This is a genomic window from Lactobacillus sp. B3795 (assembly GCF_026535805.1).
Classification (GTDB): Bacteria; Bacillota; Bacilli; order Lactobacillales; family Lactobacillaceae; genus Apilactobacillus; species Apilactobacillus kunkeei_C.
Genome location: NZ_JAFNPE010000006.1, coordinates 103,517 through 121,291, shown reverse-complemented (window position 1 = coordinate 121,291; position 17,775 = coordinate 103,517). Strand labels below are relative to the sequence as shown.

Genomic DNA, 17,775 nt, shown 5'->3' with positions numbered 1-17,775 from the left:
CTTTTTTTATTGGATACCATTTTTTAAATACATAATGAATTGTTTTCCCATTTGTTCGGGGGATTCGATGCATCCGTCTTTTAGCCAGTTGACTAGGAAACTATACGCCGCACCACTATAAAAGTAGAGCTTATAACGATCAATTGACTGGGCTGGCATGTCACCAGCGATATTCATGACACGTTCGTTAAATAATCCATAAATATAATCACCTAAACGATTTTCCAAAAGAAGGATCAAGTTATCCTTTTCCTGATATAACAAGGTGAATGCCTCGGTAATCAAATGAGGTTGGTCTAAAAATGATACTAAGTCGTTTGAAGAAATGGTAGTTATCTCCTCGGAATCACGGATGTTATCAAAATAAAAGTCGATAATTTCTTCTTTATTATAGAAGTTTCGGTAGTAGCTTGATCTTGATACACCGGACTCCTTGATTAAATCAGAGACGGAAATATCGGTGAACGCCTTTTTCTTTAATAGGCTGAAAAGACCGTTAACAATCTGTTTTTTAACGCGAATGTTCTCTTGTGTTCCATATCTCATTGTTATTGCTGCGACATTTTAGCGGATTTTGTTCCACTAAAAGGTCTTCTCCTTTCTGATAATTCTGCTAGAATAATCTTCGTTAACTGATACAAATTGTATCACATAGAGAGGAGAATGAAAAATGCAAGAAAAGAAATACAATCGTTCATTGATATTACTTGTATTGATGCTAGCTGCAATGGCTGGGGCATTAATGCAAACATCATTGGGGACGGCATTACCAACTCTAATGCACGCCTTCAATATTAATTTAAGTACAGCACAACAAGCTACCACTTGGTTCCTATTAGTTAATGGGGCAATGGTTCCGGTCAGCGCATTCTTGGCTAACCGTTTCTCAACTAAATGGTTACACGTAGTTGCATATGGATTATTACTAATTGGTATTTTAATCAGTATGTTGACTCCGGAACAAAGTAACCTATGGTGGATCTTCGTAGTCGGAAGAATTGTTGCTGCAGTCGCAGTTGGAATCATCTTACCATTAATGCAAATTGTGATTTTAAACATGTACAGTCCTAAAGAAAGAGCATTTGCAATGGGGATGATGGGATTAGTTGTTGGGATGGCTCCAGCATTTGGACCAACATTAACAGGTTGGATTCTAAACAAGAGCCACCACATTTTAGGATTCACACTAAGTAATGCATGGCAAAACATCTTCATCATTCCACTTATCTTTATTGCTTTGGCAACAGTATTAGCACCATTTTTACTAAAGGATGTTGTTGAAAATACTAAGCAAAAATTAGACATTACATCATTTATTCTTTCAGTTGCTGGATTTGGACTATTCATCTGGGGATTCACTAACGTAAGTTCACAAGGCTGGGGTGACTTCAAAGAAGTAATCCTACCAATTCTAATTGGAGTTTTATTCCTAGTAGTGTTTGTCGTAAAACAATTAAGAATGAAGGTTCCTTTCCTAGACGTTCGCGTATTTATGAACAAGGACTTCACTATTCCAACTATTTCATTGCTACTTGCTACTATGGCAATGTATGGAATTGAAATGGTACTACCAACTTACCTACAAAACGTAAGAGGATTAACTCCACTAGATTCTGGTTTAACATTACTATACGGTGCCTTATTCATGGGTATCATGTCACCAATTGCTGGTGCTTTATACAACAAGGTAGGAATTAAGCTACTAAGTATTGTTGGTTTCTTACTATTAATCTTAGGAACTCTACCATTTGTATTTATCAATGCTGAAACACCAACCATCATCATCACTGTACTATACGCAATTAGAATGATGGGAATCGCAACTGTAATGATGCCATTAACCACAGCTGCCATGGACTCATTACCAACTAAGAAGGGTGCTGATGGAACTGCCGCTAACAACACATTGAGACAAGTAAGTTCAAGTATCGTTGTTGCAATTCTAACTTCAGTAATTCAAAACATCGCTAACAATAATGCACCCGCAAAGAGTTTGGCACACACTGATCCACTAAGATATGCTGATAAAGCTTTAGATGCATCAATCTACGGATTCAGAGTAGTATTTATCATCAGTTTAGCATTCGCAGTTGTTGGACTATTCTTCGTATTAATTAGTCGTAACAACAAGAAGGAGGTTACAAAATGATTTTATGGATAATTGGTCTATTCGTTATTTTGACTTTTGTATCATGGTTAGTAATTAGCAAGCCAGTATTAAAATGGATTTGTGGAATTATCTCAACATTAGTACTATTGGCTGCCATAATTGGTTTATCAATGAATATGAGTAATCATTATGGGATGAAAAAAGTCACAACTGTCACAACTACAGAGGTTCACTCAATTAACCCAGCAATTTCACCAGTCAAGGCTGTGGCCGTAAAGAAGATTGGTACTGATAACTATGTATTGGTATACAAAGACAAATCTACTGATGCAAAACCAAGCGCTCATTTTGTGCCAAACAAGAAAGACATTGTTGAAGCTGTTAAACAAAGATCAACATACCGCATGGGTTCTGGTGAAAAAGCATATGTAAAGACATCTAAGACCACTTGGAAGTACTCAAGTAAACTTATGAAGGATTTATTTGATGTTGGTAATGAAACAAAAGAAAACACCGTTTCAATTAAAAACGAAATGATTGTGCCAAATAATTGGCAAGTAATTAAGAAGTAATATAATTAGTGTATAAATAAAGGAGTGAATACAAATGAAGGATTACAAAATGCAATTTGAAGTGGACGGCAAGAAAATTTCTTTAGCAGAAATTGAAGAAATGGAAATGAAACGTTATCATCACGTTTTTGAAATCTTTGGTAAAAAAAGGATTTCAATCAAATTGGACGGTGTTGAAAAGACACAATCTGAATTGCTATCACTTAGTCTAGAGGATGCTAAGAGAGCATTGGCTCAAACAAGAGAAGAAATTGGTAAAGAAAAGACACTAGAACTATTCAGCGATGAAATTAAGTCAAGTGATCAAATGTGGAAAGAAATCAATGAAACTGCAGATTTCTCACAACCATACCAACAAGCAATTGTTGATGTTAAGACGGAAAACATTTCCCTTCCACAATTCATGATGTTTAACCAATTACTATCAAAGAAGAATGATTTGTACATGCCTTCAACGATTCACCCTGAACACTACTTCTTTGATGCTAATAACAAAGGTGAACAAAGAATTATTGAAACATTTGGGATGTACAAGGATCCATCATATTTAGATTTAAAACCAGCTGGAAGCAAGGATTACCCAATTCAACCAGATGAAGATACTGACATCGTTATGATGGGAAAAACTTATTTAGCTGATAATGGACTTGATACTACAATTTTAGGGATGCATCAATTAAAGGACAGAGGAAACGGAATGGAAGTTAAACTTGGCGTTTTCCTACCAGCATCTGCTCCTAAAGAAATTATTGATGGTCACAAATGGCATTTAATGGTCGAATTTAAAAATGGACTAGAAATCGCTGCTAAGAAAAAGCCTAATTTTCTTCAAAAAATCTTGTTTAAGATTGTTTTAAAGAAATTAAAATCAAATAAAAAATAATAGAAACGATAAGACTCTTGTATAATCAAAAACGGATACTTGTTATAAGTATCCGTTTATGATTTACTTTGTTGGAATATATGTATAAAAATAAGTGATTTTCTTTAGAAAAAATTTATCAATTTACACCTTTCTTAAACTAATTAAACATTATATAATCTTTAGTGTAATCTTAAGAAAAAATTAAGAATTTAAGAGAGGGGCATAATCATTTTATCACTTAAGCAAATTTTGAAGACAGTGATGATTGCAGGAATCGTTTCATCAGGTTTAATGATGGCAAATACGCAACACGCTAAAGCTGAGGCTAACGCATCAGATTCACAGGTTAGCTTGAAAAAAGATACCAGCTTATACGACTCACAAAAAATTAAAAAGATTAAAACTAAATCCGCTAAAAAATACTTCGGACAAGAATCACTATACGAAAAGAAAAGTGCTAAGGTTAAGAAGACTACATATAAGTTAGTCCAAAGCAAGAGTAGTAAGAAATCAGGTTGGATGAAATCATCTGATTTATACGTTGTGAAAAGAAAGGTGACTACCAAGTCTACATATGAACTATCACCACGTATCAATGATTCTTCCGACTTAGATAGTCGTCAACTAAATCAATTATCTGATAGTCAAATCAAATCTAGAATCAGAGCTAAGTTTGTTAACTTTGTCCAAAATCAAAGAAAAAAGACTGATAACGGTTCATGGGTTTCAAGTCGTGGATTAGACAAGGTTGCGCAAGAACGTGCCAACTACGTTGATCCAACCATGGGGGAAGCTTCACATTACACTACCAGAGATGGCAAACGTCATCGTCAAGAGGCTGCTATCTTAGATGGTCAAAGAATGAAGATTGTTAAGAACCAAAACGATATCTATGAATCAAATGGTTATGCCACTCTAGATAAGAACTACTACAACGTCTCAGATTACGTTAGGTACTTTAACGAAATGATTACTGATGATGGCGCTTCAGGTGATAGCCACAAGGCCCAACTACTAGGCAATGAATCAGATGGATTAAGATACTACGGAATTGGTTTAAGAGTGATTAGAACCGACATTACCGTTCAAGTAAACATTGTTATCCTATCAGCTGATACTAAATACAAATAAACAAAAAAGGAAGCCCGCTTGGGCTTCCTTTTTTATTTGCGTTTGATAACGCGAACTCGAATAACTTCGTTGATTGATTTTAAATCGTTTAATAATTGCTCAGTTGGTTCGTCACAAAAATCGACCATTGTATACGCCATTTCACCCTTAGCACCGTTACTCATTTGATTGATGTTAAAGTTGTTGTCGGCTGCTTTGGTGGCGATTTGACCAACCATGTTTGGAATGTTCTTATGAATCAAGGTAATGCGGTAAGGTGAGTGCATTGAAACGTTCATGTTTGGTAGGTTCAATGATTGTGATAGGTTACCGGTTTCTAGGTAACGTTGAATAATCTTAGCACCTCTGACAGCACCGTTTCCTTCAGCTTCGACGGTTGATCCACCGATGTGTGGAGTGATGACGACATCCTCGCGATTCATTAAGACGTCATCACCAAAGTCGGTAATGTATGAGGCAACTTTGCCTTCATCTAAAGCATCAACGACGGCCTGGTTATTCACGATGCCCAGACGCGCATAGTTTAGGATGCTTACGCCAGTCTTCATTTGATTGATTGCATCACCATCGATGAGGTCGGTAGTCTCGTCATTCTTAGGAACGTGGACGGTGACGATGTCGGCATCCTTAATTGCATCTTCTAGGGTGTTGGCACGAGTGATATCACTTTCAATGCGCCATGCAGCGTCTGATGATAGGTAGGGATCGTATCCGACAACATCCATTCCTAGGTCGTTAGCGGCGTTGGCTACTAGTGAACCGACGTGACCTAAACCAATCACGGCTAAGGTCTTATCTCTAATCTCGGTACCTTTAAAACGTGGATCGATTTTCTTCATCTTTGAGATATCAGCATGTAAGTTGTTAGCTGAGAAGTTAGCTACGGGGAATAGATGACGAACAGAAGCAATAATCATTGATAGGACGACTTCCTTTACGGCATTGGCGTTACTTCCTGGAGTGTTGAAGGCGGCGATGCCTAGTTCTGATAGTCGATCGATTGGAAGGTTATTAAAACCAGCACCGGCTCTGACAATTACCTTTAGGTTTTCAGGGAAGTCAGCATCTAACATGTTGGCTGAGCGGATTAGGTATGCGTCTGGATTATCGCTTTGGTTAATCTGGTATTTATCACTGAATTTGTCTAAACCATCCTGTGAAATGGCATTAAAAGTTTTAACGTTATACATAATTATTACCCCCGAGTTTGTTCGAATTTAGTTAGGACATCAATTAGTTTTTCAACACCTTCAACAGGCATTGCGTTGTATAGACTGGCACGAAGTCCACCGATGCTTCTGTGACCCTTTAGACTAATTAGGTCGTGTTCGGCTGCGAAGTCGACGAATTGTGCATCTAGGTCATCGTCATTGGTAGTGAAGACGATGTTGGTGTATGAGCGTTCATCTTTTTTGACGTTGTTATGGAATAGGCTTGATTGATCAAGATAGTCATATAGCATGCTGCTCTTTTGAATATCGCGTTTTTCCATTTCGGCAATTCCGCCGTTGTCTAATAACCATTGAGTGGTTAGTTTGGCAGCGTAAATAGGGAAGACCGGTGGAGTGTTAAACATTGAGTTCTTCTTGGCATAGGCTTCGTAGTTAAGAATGGTGGGGATATGTTTGGCTGGATCAATTAGGTCATCTCTTACGATAACGATTGTTAGACCAGCTGGAGCCAAGTTCTTTTGCGCACCCGCAAAGATAAGGCCAAAGTCGTTTACATCATATGATTCAGCCATGAAGTTGGAAGACATATCACCAACTAATGGGATGTCTTTGACATTTGGTAAATGATTGGGATGGTATGTAGAGCCTTCAATCGTGTTGTTGATGGTTACATGCAAGTAATCATAAAGATTCTCGTCAAAGTTATCGCTTTGATATGGAAGTTGTCCATCGTCTTTGATGACATCGATTCCGTATCCCAGTTGTTCTGCTTCTTGATAGGCCTTCTTATTCCAATGACCACTATCTAGAAAGGCAATCTTTTCTCTGTGGTTAGCTAAGTTCAACGGAACAGCAGCAAACTGACCAGTCCCACCACCTTGGCAGAATAGAATATGGTAGTTATCAGGAACATGCATTAGGTCCTTGATGTTTTGCTTAGCGTCATTTAATACATTTTCAAACAGGGTGCTGCGGTGTGAAATCTCCAAAATACTCATGCCACTATCGTTAAACGATGGCATCTCACGTTGAATCTGATCAATAACTGGTTTCGGCATTACTGCTGGACCAGCTGAAAAATTATATACAGTCACAATTCTCACTCCCAAAAATAGATTAAACGAAATAAAAAAGCCCCACAGAGACAGTTCTGTGGGGCCACTAGTTCAAGTGTATTGTCTTTTAGACCCCACAAAATGTTAACCATCTATGCAGGGCACAAGTTTCGTATAAATAGGCCTACATAAATGGATGTGTAGACCAGGAAGAGACAATTAAATTATTAATATTTGTATTTCTTAACATTTTAATTACCTCCTCCTTTAATTTAACCAAATTCTAACACACATATAATAATTTGCAAACAAAAATGTTATAATAAATCAAAATATACGTGTTTCATTGAAAGGAGAGTTTTATTTTGACTGAGTTTTATTTTGTTCGCCATGGTAAAACATTCGCCAATCAACAGGGGTTAAAGCAGGGGACGATTAACTCTGAAATCACCTACTTATCCGATTTAGGGAAGCAACAAGCACAGCATTTACATGATCATTTTGACATTAGTTTTGCCGATAAAATCTATGTAAGTCCACTTCAAAGAACTCAAGATACTGCTAATTATTTAAATGCTGGAGTCGGTCTACCGATCGAAAAAGACGAACGATTGTTGGAAATTTCATATGGTAAGTGGGATGGTCAATCCAATGCCGAATTGATGAAGACCTATCCAGAAGTCTTCGATGAAGAACTAGAGGATGTACTACCTAGTTATGCACCGCTAGCCGATGGGGAAACCTTTGAACACGTCGAACAACGCGTCAGTGAGTTCATGGAAGAAGTCGCTGCGAAGTATCCAGATGGCAAGTTCATCTTGGTATCACATGGTTTTACTGTGAAGTCAGCCATGTTGGTGGCATTAAGACAACAAGATGATCCAATGTCTGTGATTGAACCGGATAACACTTCCGTTACAAAGATTAGATTGAAGAATCATCAATACTACGTGGATTACTTTAACCGCATGTATTAAAAAAAGAGCCATACTGGCTCTTTTTTAGTCGAACATCATTATCTGAATTGCTAGCACAATTGTTGATAGTGATATTATAAGTGTTTCTTTAAACGGAAAGTGACTACCTAGACCGATTATAAAGATTTCAATCAATAAGATGATAAACGATGCTGATAGCAGTTTCTTCTTACTGGCAGAAATGAAGGTAAAGATAACCTGGAATAGGTTAATAAAGATGATTAATACACCCAACAGAATAGTCTGTTGGTTAGTATTGTCACCAATAATTAGTGGTAATGCTATGTATGTAAATATGAATAGGTTGATAAATGATCCGATGAGTTGAAACCCACCTGTAACAACGTCTCTACGAATCGTTTTTCCCTTCCTTCTATCAATATCAGTTATCATAAAATTCTCGATAATGTTATCATTTAAATATTAAAAATAAGAAAGAATTTAACTATGAAAAATGCGGATTTATTACTAATCGAACCAAAGAAAGACGAATTTTCTAACTTAATTGCTAATTCAACATCTATTAAACATAACTATTCCCATGTTGCGCTAGTTTACATTAATGATGGAGAAGAGTTTGTGATTCATGCGATTCCTAATCGAGGAGTCGTTAAACAAAGAATGAGTCAGTTCTTAGCTGACAGAAACGATCAAAGCATCGACTTGTATCGAGTGACTAAGGATATTGATAGAGACGAAGTGATTAGTCGTGCGAAAGCAATGCTTGGCAAACCTTATAACAATCTCTTTTTGAATCAACATGCTAGTTTTTACTGCTCACAATTGGTGACTCATGCCTATGAAAAAGAAGGATTGTTTGAACTAACACCATTACGATTTGGACAAGGCAAGCAGATTGATGAAGAGTGGGTTAAGTACTATCAGGAATACGAAATGACGGTACCAACTGATGAAATGGGCAGTAGTCCGAACTCATTGGTAGAGTCTAAGATGATTAAGTTAATTGAACATGTCCAATAAAAAAGAAGCCATCCTGGCTTCTTTTTTATAGTTGTGGAAATTCTTGCATATCAAAGAGGTGGCGTTCACGAATAGTGGTGTAATCTTCGTTTATCCTTGCTCGTTCCATATGAGCAGCTTTGATTGCGGGAAAGTCTCTTAATAACTCTTCGTTTAGATTAGTCTTGATGTTGCAAGAAATCATTTAGATATTCTTGTGATAGTTGGTATATCTTAGCTGAACTGTATTTTTCATGTGGTTCACTCCAGATACATAGGGCGGAGTCAATCTTTTGATTTCCCTTATAAATATCGGATGTGTTGTTGTCGTCCCAGACGCGTTCGTTCCATTTGTCTAGAAGTTCCTTCCAATGAAAACGAGATGGTGACGTGTACATCTTAGGAAAGTTAATTACATATAGATAGTAGAAGTTACAGTTAATTACCTTAAAACCGTGATGGACCAATTGAGGAAGGGTGGCTCTTAATCTGATTAGTTCTTTTCTGTCATCAGGATCACTTTGTTGGCCATTTTGACTCCAGTAGAAGACGGTAATGTTTTTATGATACCTATTGATGGTTCGTTTATGAAAACTATCATTCCAAGCGGTTAGTTTATAACCCTTTCTATTTACAAATGAATCAATCGAATTGATGTATTTAACGAAGTTATTTTCCTCAGTCTTGTTATCCAATGAGATTTCATCAGTGCCCATGCCAATATGATTGCCCTTAGGTAATAGTGGCAGGTATTCGGATAAGATTCTCTTAGAAAGCGTTAGGGTGCCTTTCTTGGAAAGTTTGAATTCATTATAGCCGTCTCGATATACCAGTTGTTTCTTCAAACGACGACCGGATTTGGTATAACTAAGTAGTTTTAGAATTCCTTTGTCGTGTCCAGGGAGATCGACTTCTGGAATTAACTCGATGTGTCTTTTTTGGGCATATTTAATCAGACTCTTTAGTTGAGCTTTACTTAGAAATGCCTTGTGAGTCTTACGATTGAAATATATACCATTTTTGACCTTGGCCTTTTTCGTAGTTTGACCCAGATAGCTGTTTTCGACACCAAATCGTTCGTTGTCGGTCAAATGTAGTAGCATGAATTCGGCATGATTTTTGGACAGAGTATCAATGTATTTACGGATTAATCTAGGTGAGTAAAACGATCGCGCACAATCCAATGTCATACCTTTGTTACCCTGAATGCTATTGGCCGATGATGTAATCCCAAACGAGAAAGCGGTTGATAGTACAACAACGGCGGTTAAACAAGCACTGATGATTTTCTTCACATTATCGCTTCCTTATACTTATATGAAAATAAGTATATCATAATGAAATTGAAATGGAGATTTATACAAAATTAAACACATTGTCTTTAAATTTTATAACGTTCTATAAACGTCTATAATTGCCGCTTTAATTACAATCTTCCTATGATACAATAAATCTATACACACAATATATTAAGGTGAATTAATATGGCCAATTATAGAACGCAAAGCGAATTAGATTTCGAAAAAGAAATTGTCCACCAATTAACGATTGGAAGTAATCAGTGGACAGAACGAAAAGATTTATACGAAGCTACACCCGATAAATTATGGGAAAACTTCAGAGAAAAACTTAATAGAAACAATATTGCAGTGTTAAAACATAAGGAACTAACTGATGAGGAGTTTAACCGTGTTAAAGCTCGCATCAGTAATGTAAAGAGTCCATACGATGCTGCTAAAATCCTAGATGCCGAAAATGGAATTGGTAAGATTGAGATTCCAAGAGACGACGCATCACTAGGGACTGTTACATTAAACATATTCTGGAAGGCAGATGTTGGCGGAGGACATTCAAGTTATGAAATCGTTCGCCAAGCCATCAGACCACGTTCAAATGACGATGATTCAGATCGTCGTTTTGATGTGACTTTATTAATCAATGGTCTTCCATTAATTCAAATCGAATTAAAGAAATCAACGGTTGAAATTAACCAAGCATTTAACCAAATCAAAAAGTACGCCGGTGAAAATAAATACACTGACATTTACTCATTACTACAAATGTTTGTCATCATGAGTCCTGACAGCTCAGCTTACTTTGCTAATGCTCGTCCTGATGAATTCAACAAGTCATTTGTCTTCAAGTGGCGTGACGAGGATAACAATCCTGTCGAAAATGGGATGGACTTTGCTAAGTCAGCATTGAATATTCCAATGGCTCATAAATTAGTCAGTGAATACAAAGCCATTGATGAAGAACGTAAGAAGTTATTATTACTTCGTCCATACCAAATCTACGCGATTGAAGCGGTGCTAAAACGTATTAAAGAACACGAGAATGGATACGTTTGGCACACCACCGGTTCTGGTAAGACATTAACATCATACAAGACCGCTAAATTGGCTGCTCAAATGCCTTCAGTCGATAGGGTTGTCTTCTTAGTTGACCGTAAAGCACTAGATGATCAAACGGTTGGTAACTTTAGAGCTTACGCATCAAACGATGATATGACCATCAATAAGACCGACAATACTTCGAAGTTACGTCAGGCCTTATTAAAGGGTGGCAATAACATCATCATCTCATCGATTCAAAAGATGGCTAATTTAGTTAATGCGGAAGAACAAGCTCAAGATGAAGGAAGAAATACCAGAGTATCTCAATCTAAGTTATTAGATAAACGAATTTGTTTCTTCGTTGATGAAGCACACCGTTCTCAATTCGGAAAGATGCGTCAAGACATCAGTAATGCATTCAAGAATGCCAATTGGTACGGATATACCGGTACTCCAATCTTCCATGAAAATAGAAAGAAGTTCCAAGGAGACCGCGGAGTTACCACCCAAGAACTATTTGGTAAAGAATGTCACCGTTATACCTTAGTTAATGCTCTAGAAGATCATGCAGTTCTTCCTTTTAACGTTGAACATGTGAACACCATTGCCAACGTTAATGAAATCGTTGAAGAAATCATGCAAAAAGAGACCGCTAAGGAACTAAAGAAAAAGGGTCAAGAAATAACCATCTCAGAAGAAAATGACATCAAAAATGAATTAAGCGAAATGTCTGATGTGGAAAAGGAATCATACCTTCCAAATGATATATACGAAAAAGATGAACATTTGGATCAAGTTGTTGATTATATCTTAACCACAGGTCCTAAGAAGATGAGTCTAGGTAAGGGGAATTACAACGGAATTTTGGCCACTAGTTCAATTCCAATGGCCATTCGTTATTACCAAAAATTCAAGGAACGTAAGAAATTACATCCAAATGATGTCGATAAAGATTGGCCTCGTGTTGCAATTACATACTCACTAGCTGAAAACGATGATGCGCACAAGGAAAATATGGATGGAATGGATGAAGCAATAGCCGACTACAACGCCATGTTTGATACCAACTTCCATAACAACAATGAAGAAATTAATCTTTATAACGAAGATGTTGCGAAGAGAACTGCTCGTCGTGAATCTTATTATGCCCATTTAAAACGTGATCAAGAAATCAACCTAGTAATTGTTGTGAACAGATTATTGACTGGTTTTGATGCACCACGTTTGAATACTTTATTTGTCGATAAGATGTTCGAATACGCGAACTTGATTCAAGCATATTCAAGAACCAACCGTTTGGAAAATAATGATTTAAAACGTGAAGGTCAAATCGTCACATTTAGAAAGCCAGCTATCTCTCAACAAAATGAAGAAGATGCTTACCGCTTATACGGTGGTGAAGGTTCATACGAAGAACTAATGCGTCCTAAGTACATGGATGCGGTTGCTAAGTTCAAGAGTGAAGTTGCTCATTTGAAACGCATCGCACCAAATGCTGATGCCGCCGATGATTTAAAGGGTAAGGAAGCAAAGGTTGATTTTGTAAAGACATTTAGACGTGTTAATACACAATTGAACTCATTAACTATGTATAACGACTTTACTTGGGATAATGCCGAAGAAGAATTCGGGATTAGTGAAGATGAAGTCCAACACTACATTGGAAAGTTCCAACGTATTAAATCTGAAATCCAAGAAAATCAAGACGATGATGAAGACGACGAACTAAGTAATTTGGACTTTTCACTATCAATTGGATCAACCGTTTTAGTAGATTATGACTACATCACCGGTCTACTAAAAGAATTAGTCGATATGCGTAACAGTTATGATACTGATAAAGAATATCAAGAAAACATGACTGATTACTTACAAAAGGAAGCTGAAATTCAAGAACAGATTAATAAGTACGAAAAGTCTGGTCACGAAAAGCAAGCTGCATTATTACGTGAAATCTTGTCTTACTTAGATGAACACGTGGTTGAACCAGATAAGTTTGATGACTTTGTTCAACAATACAAGAGCAACAAGTTAAATAGTTTGGTAAATGATTTCGCTGATAAGTGGGGATTAGACCCAGAAGAACTAAAACGGGTCGCAACAGAACGCCATCGAAACATTGAAGAAGGTTCTCACCTACAAAATCTAATCGACCATGGTGACTTAGACCACGCCGCTGAGCAACAAGGCGATGATAATCTAAAGATACCAATTATCTATAACGCTAAAGCAAATCAAAGTATCAATTCATTTATTGATAAAGATATTGATGCATACCTATAAGGAGAATAAACATGCCTGAAGAAAAAACACAAAGCCTAGAAAGTGCACTTTGGAGTGCCGCTGATGCACTACGAGGTAACATGGATGCCTCTGACTACAAGAACTATTTATTAGGATTGATTTTCTATCGTTTCCTATCAGTAAAAGCACTAAAGGCATTTGCTGAAAGCAACCGTATGGATGAAAATAACCATGAAGAATTAAAGAAACAATACACACAATTCTTGGATCCAAATAACATGATTGGTGACATCAAGACTAGAGAAGCCACTATGTCATCACTATTGAACAAGAATGGATACCACATTGAACCAGAAAACCTATACAGTTCACTAATCGATAACATTAATGATGGTAGCTTTGAAATTGAACAATTAGAAACCGCTTTGCATGAACTAGAATTATCAACCAATAACCAAAGTTCACACAGTGATTTCGACGGTCTATTCCAAGACGTTGATTTACACAGTAACAAGCTTGGTGGAACCATTCGTCAAAGAAACCACGCCATTAGTGAAACCATGTTGGCATTAAACAGCATTGATTTATTCGGCCACAATGGGGATGTATTGGGGGATGCATACGAATACCTAATCGCCCAATTCGCCAGTGATGCTGGTAAGAAGGCCGGAGAATTCTATACTCCACGCCAAGTATCTGACATCATCTCACAAATTGTGACTTACAAACGTAATGATGGTGATTACCAAATCAGAACCATTTATGATCCAGCCGTTGGTTCAGGTTCATTACTATTGAATGTAGCCCAACACGTTGATAGACCAGAACTAATCAAGTACCACGGTCAAGAACTAAACACCACTACTTACAACTTGGCTCGTATGAACTTAATGCTTCACGGTGTCTCATACGAAGACATGGAACTACGTAATGGTGATACCTTGGACAAGGATTGGCCTGTTGAAGAACCATACCAATTCGACGCCGTTGTAATGAATCCACCATACTCTGCAAAGTGGGATAATGATGATTCACGTCTAGCTGATCCAAGATTTAGAGATTACGGAGCACTTCCTCCAAAGTCTAAGGCTGACTTTGCATTCCTATTACACGGTTTATACCACTTGAAGGAAAACGGTACGATGGGAATTGTGCTTCCTCACGGTGTCCTATTTAGAGGTGCTAAGGAAGGTAAGATTCGTGAAAAGCTCATTGAAGATAACAGAATCGATGCAGTAATCGGTCTACCAGCCAACATCTTCCATTCAACAAGTATTCCAACTCTTGTATTGGTATTGAAGAAGAATAAGGATAACTCAGATGTCTTATTCATCGATGCTTCTAGAGAGTTCGAAAAGGGTAAGAACCAAAACAATATCACCGAAGAAAATATCGAAAAAATCATCGATACTTACAAGAACAGAAAAGACGTCGACAAGTATGCCCACGTCGCAAGTTACGATGAAATTAAGGAAAATGATTTCAACCTAAACATTCCTCGTTATGTTGATACTTTCGAACCAGAACCAGATATCGATATTAATGAAGTAAAACAAAACATCGCAGATCTTGATGCAGAAATCGCAAAGGTTCAAAAAGAATTCGATGAAATGGCAGCCGATTTAGTTGAAACGGATGTGGATAAGAATGACAAAGACTAATGTACCTAGATTAAGATTTAGAGAATTTGATGGTGAATATGTTTTAAGTTCTATTAAAGACATTACTAATAAGGTAAAATCATATTCTTTATCAAGAGATTATGAGGTTAATGATAGTAGGACTGAATATGTACATTATGGAGATATTCATACCAGGTTAAACAATATAATTAATGACGGTGATAAACTTCCTAATATAAAAGATGGGAAGTATACACTATTAAAAAGTGGAGATATAGTCGTTGCGGATGCTTCTGAAGATTATAACGAAGTTGCTAAACCAATGCTTTTAGAAAATATAAATAATAGAAACGTAGTATCCGGACTTCATACGATAGCCTTAAGATTGGATGAAGTGGATTCTCTATACTTATATTATTTTATGCAAACAGATATTTATAAAAAGAACTGTTATAGACTAGCTAATGGTATGAAAGTATATGGAATTAATTATGACAATTTAGGGAAAATAAGAATAAATTTATCATCGTATACTGAACAACAAAAAATTGGTTCATTTTTTGAAAAGATAGATAAGATTATTGAACTTCAAACTAAAAAGTTAGAACAACTAAAGAAAATAAAACAAGGATATCTACAAAAGATATTCCCACAATATGGAGAATCGGTACCTAGATTGAGATTTAGTGGATTTAGTGATGAATGGAAAGTAAGTAAAGGAAAAGCAATTTTCTATAACTTTTCTGATAAGAATCATGAAGGCTTGCCACCACTTTCAGTTACTCAGGATCAAAAGATTTGGTACAGGGATGAATTAGATCCAGCTCTCTCTTATGATAAGCAAAAACTTTCAACTTATAAACTTATTGATAAGAACTATGTAGTGATAGGTCTAAGATCGTTTGTTGGTGGATTTGCTATTTCCGATAAGAGAGGAATAGTTAGTCCGGCATACACAATATTAAAGTTTAGAAATACTCCATGGGACTTTTATTTCACAAGAAATTTATTTACTAGTTATGTATTTATTCAGAGTTTAAAGAAGATAACCTATGGAATAAGAGTTAATGGTAGAAGTATAAGTTACAATGACTTTTCAACATTGCCTTTAGTTTATACCGATAATTTAGAAGAACAAAAAAAGATAGGTGCCTTACTTAATACATTTGATAGTCTAATTGAATTACATGAAAAGAAATTAGATAATATTAAAAAAATGAAGAAAGCATATTTACAAAATATGTTTATTTAAAAAAAGCGTCCGCATATTATAGTGGACGCTTTTTTACATACTTATTAATTAAATCACCTATTAGTATAGCTTCTTTTAAGTCTTGCTTATTTCCAACAAGAATACCACCTTTATTTTGGCAAGCTTGGTTAAAATTTGATTTTTTTACTTCATTTTCGCTAAGATATGCGTAACTATCTGTTAAATAAACTGGGTGATAGATGTTTTCTACAGAATTTATATTTTTTTGGATCAGTATAGCGTAATTTGTAGATATTGGGAAAAGCAGTTCGTTTTTGCTCATCATATGTATTGAATGTTCACCGAAAATAAAACCACTAGATGACATTTTTTTACATAGAACAAAATTCCAATTATCAGAAATGCTGTGTATTAGTCTTCTTTCAAAATCGGTTAATGAAAAAAGTGAATAAGATTTAATATCACTTTTCATTTGTTCACAGTCATTCTGAAGTGAAAAAGGTGCATATATATCTTTAAAATCATCACTGGATAAATTATCAATGTATGATAAGTGGTCAGGACTTCTATGGTTAAGTAAGAAAAAAAAGGAAATAATAACTAACCTATTGTGATGATTTTTTAGTGAGAATTTTCCTTTCGAATGTGATGATTGTACTCCTCTTATTATCTGTATGAAATTATTTTCTATCTTAGATAATCGTTGCTCTACATATTGTTCATTGTTATTAATTTTAGTGAATTCAATTTTTAGCTTTTCTTTATTAAACAAATTTGGATTACAAATATAAATATCAAATAATGTTTTTTTTGATGATTCTGCATTGATAGAATCATAAATTGTTTTTGCTTGCAAAATCGATTTTATAGGTAGTTCTTTTATATCTCCATTGTAGTAGCAGCAAACTATTTTTCCGTTTTTTGAAAATTGCTTAATATAAGATTGCGGAATATAGTGTTCTTTTTTGGTTTTTGACATAATTCTAAAATCACTCCATTCTGATTGGATGTTTAAAAAATAAAAGCTGCTGAAACAATGATTTTATATCATGATTACAGCAGCTTCTTAAGTTATGGAGGCGGCGGGAGTCGAACCCGCGTCCGAGCATATCGCCATTCGAATATCTACGCTCATAGGGATACTATTTGAAGTTTCACTGACCAAAGCACCGTATTCCGGGGTTAACATGATCAGCTAACCTGATTAATCTCTTTTACTTAACTTCAGGTGTGAGCAAGTAACGTAAGCCTATCAATTATAAAACCCAAGTTAGCCCCTAGGCAAAGCTAGTTGGATTGTCGTAGACTGCTTATTAGGCAGCTAAAGCGACGTTGTTTGAATTATTGTTTGCAGTTATAATTTAAAAACTGGACGGTTGAGCAGACGCCGCTGCGAACGCAATCCGAATTCGAACTATACCCGTCGAATCCATAACGCCCCCAAAAGGTACATATCAATGTTACCATATTTATAAGGACAGTGAAACGATATTCTCATATAAAACACCATTTAGGGTG

General features: G+C 36.1%; 16 protein-coding genes and 1 other RNA gene. 9 read left to right on the top strand and 8 right to left on the bottom strand.

Going from position 1 to position 17,775, the window contains the following annotated elements; translation table 11 throughout:
• Nucleotides 1-6: 6 nt before the first annotated feature.
• On the bottom strand, nt 7-546 hold the full coding sequence (locus tag J3U50_RS03905) for a TetR/AcrR family transcriptional regulator (RefSeq protein ID WP_301945606.1): 540 nt from the start codon (nt 544-546) through the stop codon (nt 7-9).
• A 124-nt stretch (nt 547-670) separates the two neighbouring features.
• Between J3U50_RS03905 and J3U50_RS03900 the strand changes: the two genes are divergently transcribed.
• The 4 genes from J3U50_RS03900 (at nt 671) to J3U50_RS03885 (ending at nt 4,678) form a co-directional block, all read left to right on the top strand.
• The gene (locus tag J3U50_RS03900; protein ID WP_301945605.1) at nt 671-2,149 is read left to right on the top strand and encodes an MDR family MFS transporter; all 1,479 of its coding nucleotides are present in this window, start codon (nt 671-673) and stop codon (nt 2,147-2,149) included.
• Entirely contained in the window at nt 2,146-2,682 is a 537-nt protein-coding gene (locus J3U50_RS03895) for a DUF4811 domain-containing protein (RefSeq protein ID WP_301945604.1), read from the top strand. Before J3U50_RS03900 ends, J3U50_RS03895 begins: the two co-directional genes overlap by 4 nt.
• Before the next feature lie 34 nt (nt 2,683-2,716).
• Nucleotides 2,717-3,565, top strand: a complete 849-nt coding sequence (locus tag J3U50_RS03890) for a hypothetical protein (protein WP_301945603.1) — start codon at nt 2,717-2,719, stop codon at nt 3,563-3,565.
• A 243-nt stretch (nt 3,566-3,808) separates the two neighbouring features.
• Nucleotides 3,809-4,678 (top strand): hypothetical protein, encoded by an 870-nt coding sequence (locus tag J3U50_RS03885; RefSeq protein ID WP_301945602.1) that lies wholly within the window; start codon nt 3,809-3,811, stop codon nt 4,676-4,678.
• 32 nt (nt 4,679-4,710) lie between these two features.
• Here J3U50_RS03885 and J3U50_RS03880 read toward each other — a convergent pair whose 3' ends face one another.
• Together J3U50_RS03880 and serC are read right to left on the bottom strand one after the other, a co-directional pair.
• Nucleotides 4,711-5,868 carry a phosphoglycerate dehydrogenase gene (locus J3U50_RS03880; protein WP_301945601.1) on the bottom strand — a complete coding sequence of 386 codons (1,158 nt, stop codon included), beginning with the start codon at nt 5,866-5,868 and terminating at the stop codon, nt 4,711-4,713.
• Nucleotides 5,869-5,873: 5 nt separating this feature from the next.
• Nucleotides 5,874-6,944, bottom strand: a complete 1,071-nt coding sequence (serC, locus tag J3U50_RS03875) for a 3-phosphoserine/phosphohydroxythreonine transaminase (protein WP_301945600.1) — start codon at nt 6,942-6,944, stop codon at nt 5,874-5,876.
• Between the two features lie 326 nt (nt 6,945-7,270).
• Between serC and J3U50_RS03870 the strand changes: the two genes are divergently transcribed.
• Nucleotides 7,271-7,882, top strand: a complete 612-nt coding sequence (locus tag J3U50_RS03870; RefSeq protein WP_054608010.1) for a histidine phosphatase family protein — start codon at nt 7,271-7,273, stop codon at nt 7,880-7,882.
• Between the two features lie 24 nt (nt 7,883-7,906).
• Here the strand turns inward: J3U50_RS03870 and J3U50_RS03865 are convergent, their stop codons facing one another.
• The gene (locus J3U50_RS03865) at nt 7,907-8,275 is read right to left on the bottom strand and encodes a hypothetical protein (RefSeq protein ID WP_054483089.1); all 369 of its coding nucleotides are present in this window, start codon (nt 8,273-8,275) and stop codon (nt 7,907-7,909) included.
• Nucleotides 8,276-8,329: 54 nt separating this feature from the next.
• On the opposite strand from J3U50_RS03865, the gene J3U50_RS03860 reads away from it, so the two are divergent.
• Nucleotides 8,330-8,863, top strand: a complete 534-nt coding sequence (locus J3U50_RS03860) for a YiiX/YebB-like N1pC/P60 family cysteine hydrolase (protein WP_301945599.1) — start codon at nt 8,330-8,332, stop codon at nt 8,861-8,863.
• Nucleotides 8,864-8,888: 25 nt separating this feature from the next.
• Here the strand turns inward: J3U50_RS03860 and J3U50_RS03855 are convergent, their stop codons facing one another.
• Together J3U50_RS03855 and J3U50_RS03850 are read right to left on the bottom strand one after the other, a co-directional pair.
• Nucleotides 8,889-9,047, bottom strand: a complete 159-nt coding sequence (locus tag J3U50_RS03855) for a hypothetical protein (RefSeq protein WP_301945598.1) — start codon at nt 9,045-9,047, stop codon at nt 8,889-8,891.
• Nucleotides 9,022-10,137, bottom strand: coding sequence for a family 20 glycosylhydrolase (locus J3U50_RS03850; RefSeq protein ID WP_301945597.1), 1,116 nt, complete (start codon nt 10,135-10,137; stop codon nt 9,022-9,024). Before J3U50_RS03850 ends, J3U50_RS03855 begins: the two co-directional genes overlap by 26 nt.
• A gap of 189 nt (nt 10,138-10,326) precedes the next feature.
• Here J3U50_RS03850 and J3U50_RS03845 point away from each other — a divergent pair, with 189 nt between their 5' ends.
• The 3 genes from J3U50_RS03845 to J3U50_RS03835 are packed head-to-tail and all read left to right on the top strand — an operon-like array spanning nt 10,327 to nt 16,296.
• Nucleotides 10,327-13,461: a type I restriction endonuclease subunit R gene (locus tag J3U50_RS03845; RefSeq protein WP_301945596.1), complete on the top strand. Its 3,135-nt coding sequence runs from the start codon at nt 10,327-10,329 to the stop codon at nt 13,459-13,461.
• Between the two features lie 11 nt (nt 13,462-13,472).
• A complete protein-coding gene (locus J3U50_RS03840; RefSeq protein WP_301945595.1) occupies nt 13,473-15,083 on the top strand; it encodes a type I restriction-modification system subunit M in 1,611 nt (536 codons plus the stop codon).
• Nucleotides 15,070-16,296, top strand: coding sequence for a restriction endonuclease subunit S (locus J3U50_RS03835; RefSeq protein ID WP_301945594.1), 1,227 nt, complete (start codon nt 15,070-15,072; stop codon nt 16,294-16,296). The genes J3U50_RS03840 and J3U50_RS03835 overlap by 14 nt, the downstream gene beginning before the upstream one ends.
• A 16-nt stretch (nt 16,297-16,312) precedes the next feature.
• Here the strand turns inward: J3U50_RS03835 and J3U50_RS03830 are convergent, their stop codons facing one another.
• Nucleotides 16,313-17,236 (bottom strand): DUF4238 domain-containing protein, encoded by a 924-nt coding sequence (locus tag J3U50_RS03830; RefSeq protein WP_301945593.1) that lies wholly within the window; start codon nt 17,234-17,236, stop codon nt 16,313-16,315.
• Between the two features lie 92 nt (nt 17,237-17,328).
• Nucleotides 17,329-17,699: a transfer-messenger RNA gene (ssrA, locus tag J3U50_RS03825) on the bottom strand.
• Nucleotides 17,700-17,775 lie beyond the last annotated feature (76 nt).

Bases quoted from the DNA above. Each gene is read 5' to 3' on its own strand.
- J3U50_RS03830 (WP_301945593.1), bottom strand. From the start codon at position 17,236: ATGTCAAAAACCAAAAAAGAACACTATATTCCGCAATCTTATATTAAG.
- J3U50_RS03905 (WP_301945606.1), bottom strand. From the start codon at position 546: ATGAGATATGGAACACAAGAGAACATTCGCGTTAAAAAACAGATTGTT.
- J3U50_RS03835 (WP_301945594.1), top strand. From the start codon at position 15,070: ATGACAAAGACTAATGTACCTAGATTAAGATTTAGAGAATTTGATGGT.
- J3U50_RS03840 (WP_301945595.1), top strand. From the start codon at position 13,473: ATGCCTGAAGAAAAAACACAAAGCCTAGAAAGTGCACTTTGGAGTGCC.
- J3U50_RS03855 (WP_301945598.1), bottom strand. From the start codon at position 9,047: ATGATTTCTTGCAACATCAAGACTAATCTAAACGAAGAGTTATTAAGA.
- J3U50_RS03880 (WP_301945601.1), bottom strand. From the start codon at position 5,868: ATGTATAACGTTAAAACTTTTAATGCCATTTCACAGGATGGTTTAGAC.
- J3U50_RS03900 (WP_301945605.1), top strand. From the start codon at position 671: ATGCAAGAAAAGAAATACAATCGTTCATTGATATTACTTGTATTGATG.
- J3U50_RS03885 (WP_301945602.1), top strand. From the start codon at position 3,809: ATGATTGCAGGAATCGTTTCATCAGGTTTAATGATGGCAAATACGCAA.
- J3U50_RS03845 (WP_301945596.1), top strand. From the start codon at position 10,327: ATGGCCAATTATAGAACGCAAAGCGAATTAGATTTCGAAAAAGAAATT.
- J3U50_RS03890 (WP_301945603.1), top strand. From the start codon at position 2,717: ATGAAGGATTACAAAATGCAATTTGAAGTGGACGGCAAGAAAATTTCT.
- J3U50_RS03865 (WP_054483089.1), bottom strand. From the start codon at position 8,275: ATGATAACTGATATTGATAGAAGGAAGGGAAAAACGATTCGTAGAGAC.
- J3U50_RS03860 (WP_301945599.1), top strand. From the start codon at position 8,330: ATGAAAAATGCGGATTTATTACTAATCGAACCAAAGAAAGACGAATTT.
- J3U50_RS03895 (WP_301945604.1), top strand. From the start codon at position 2,146: ATGATTTTATGGATAATTGGTCTATTCGTTATTTTGACTTTTGTATCA.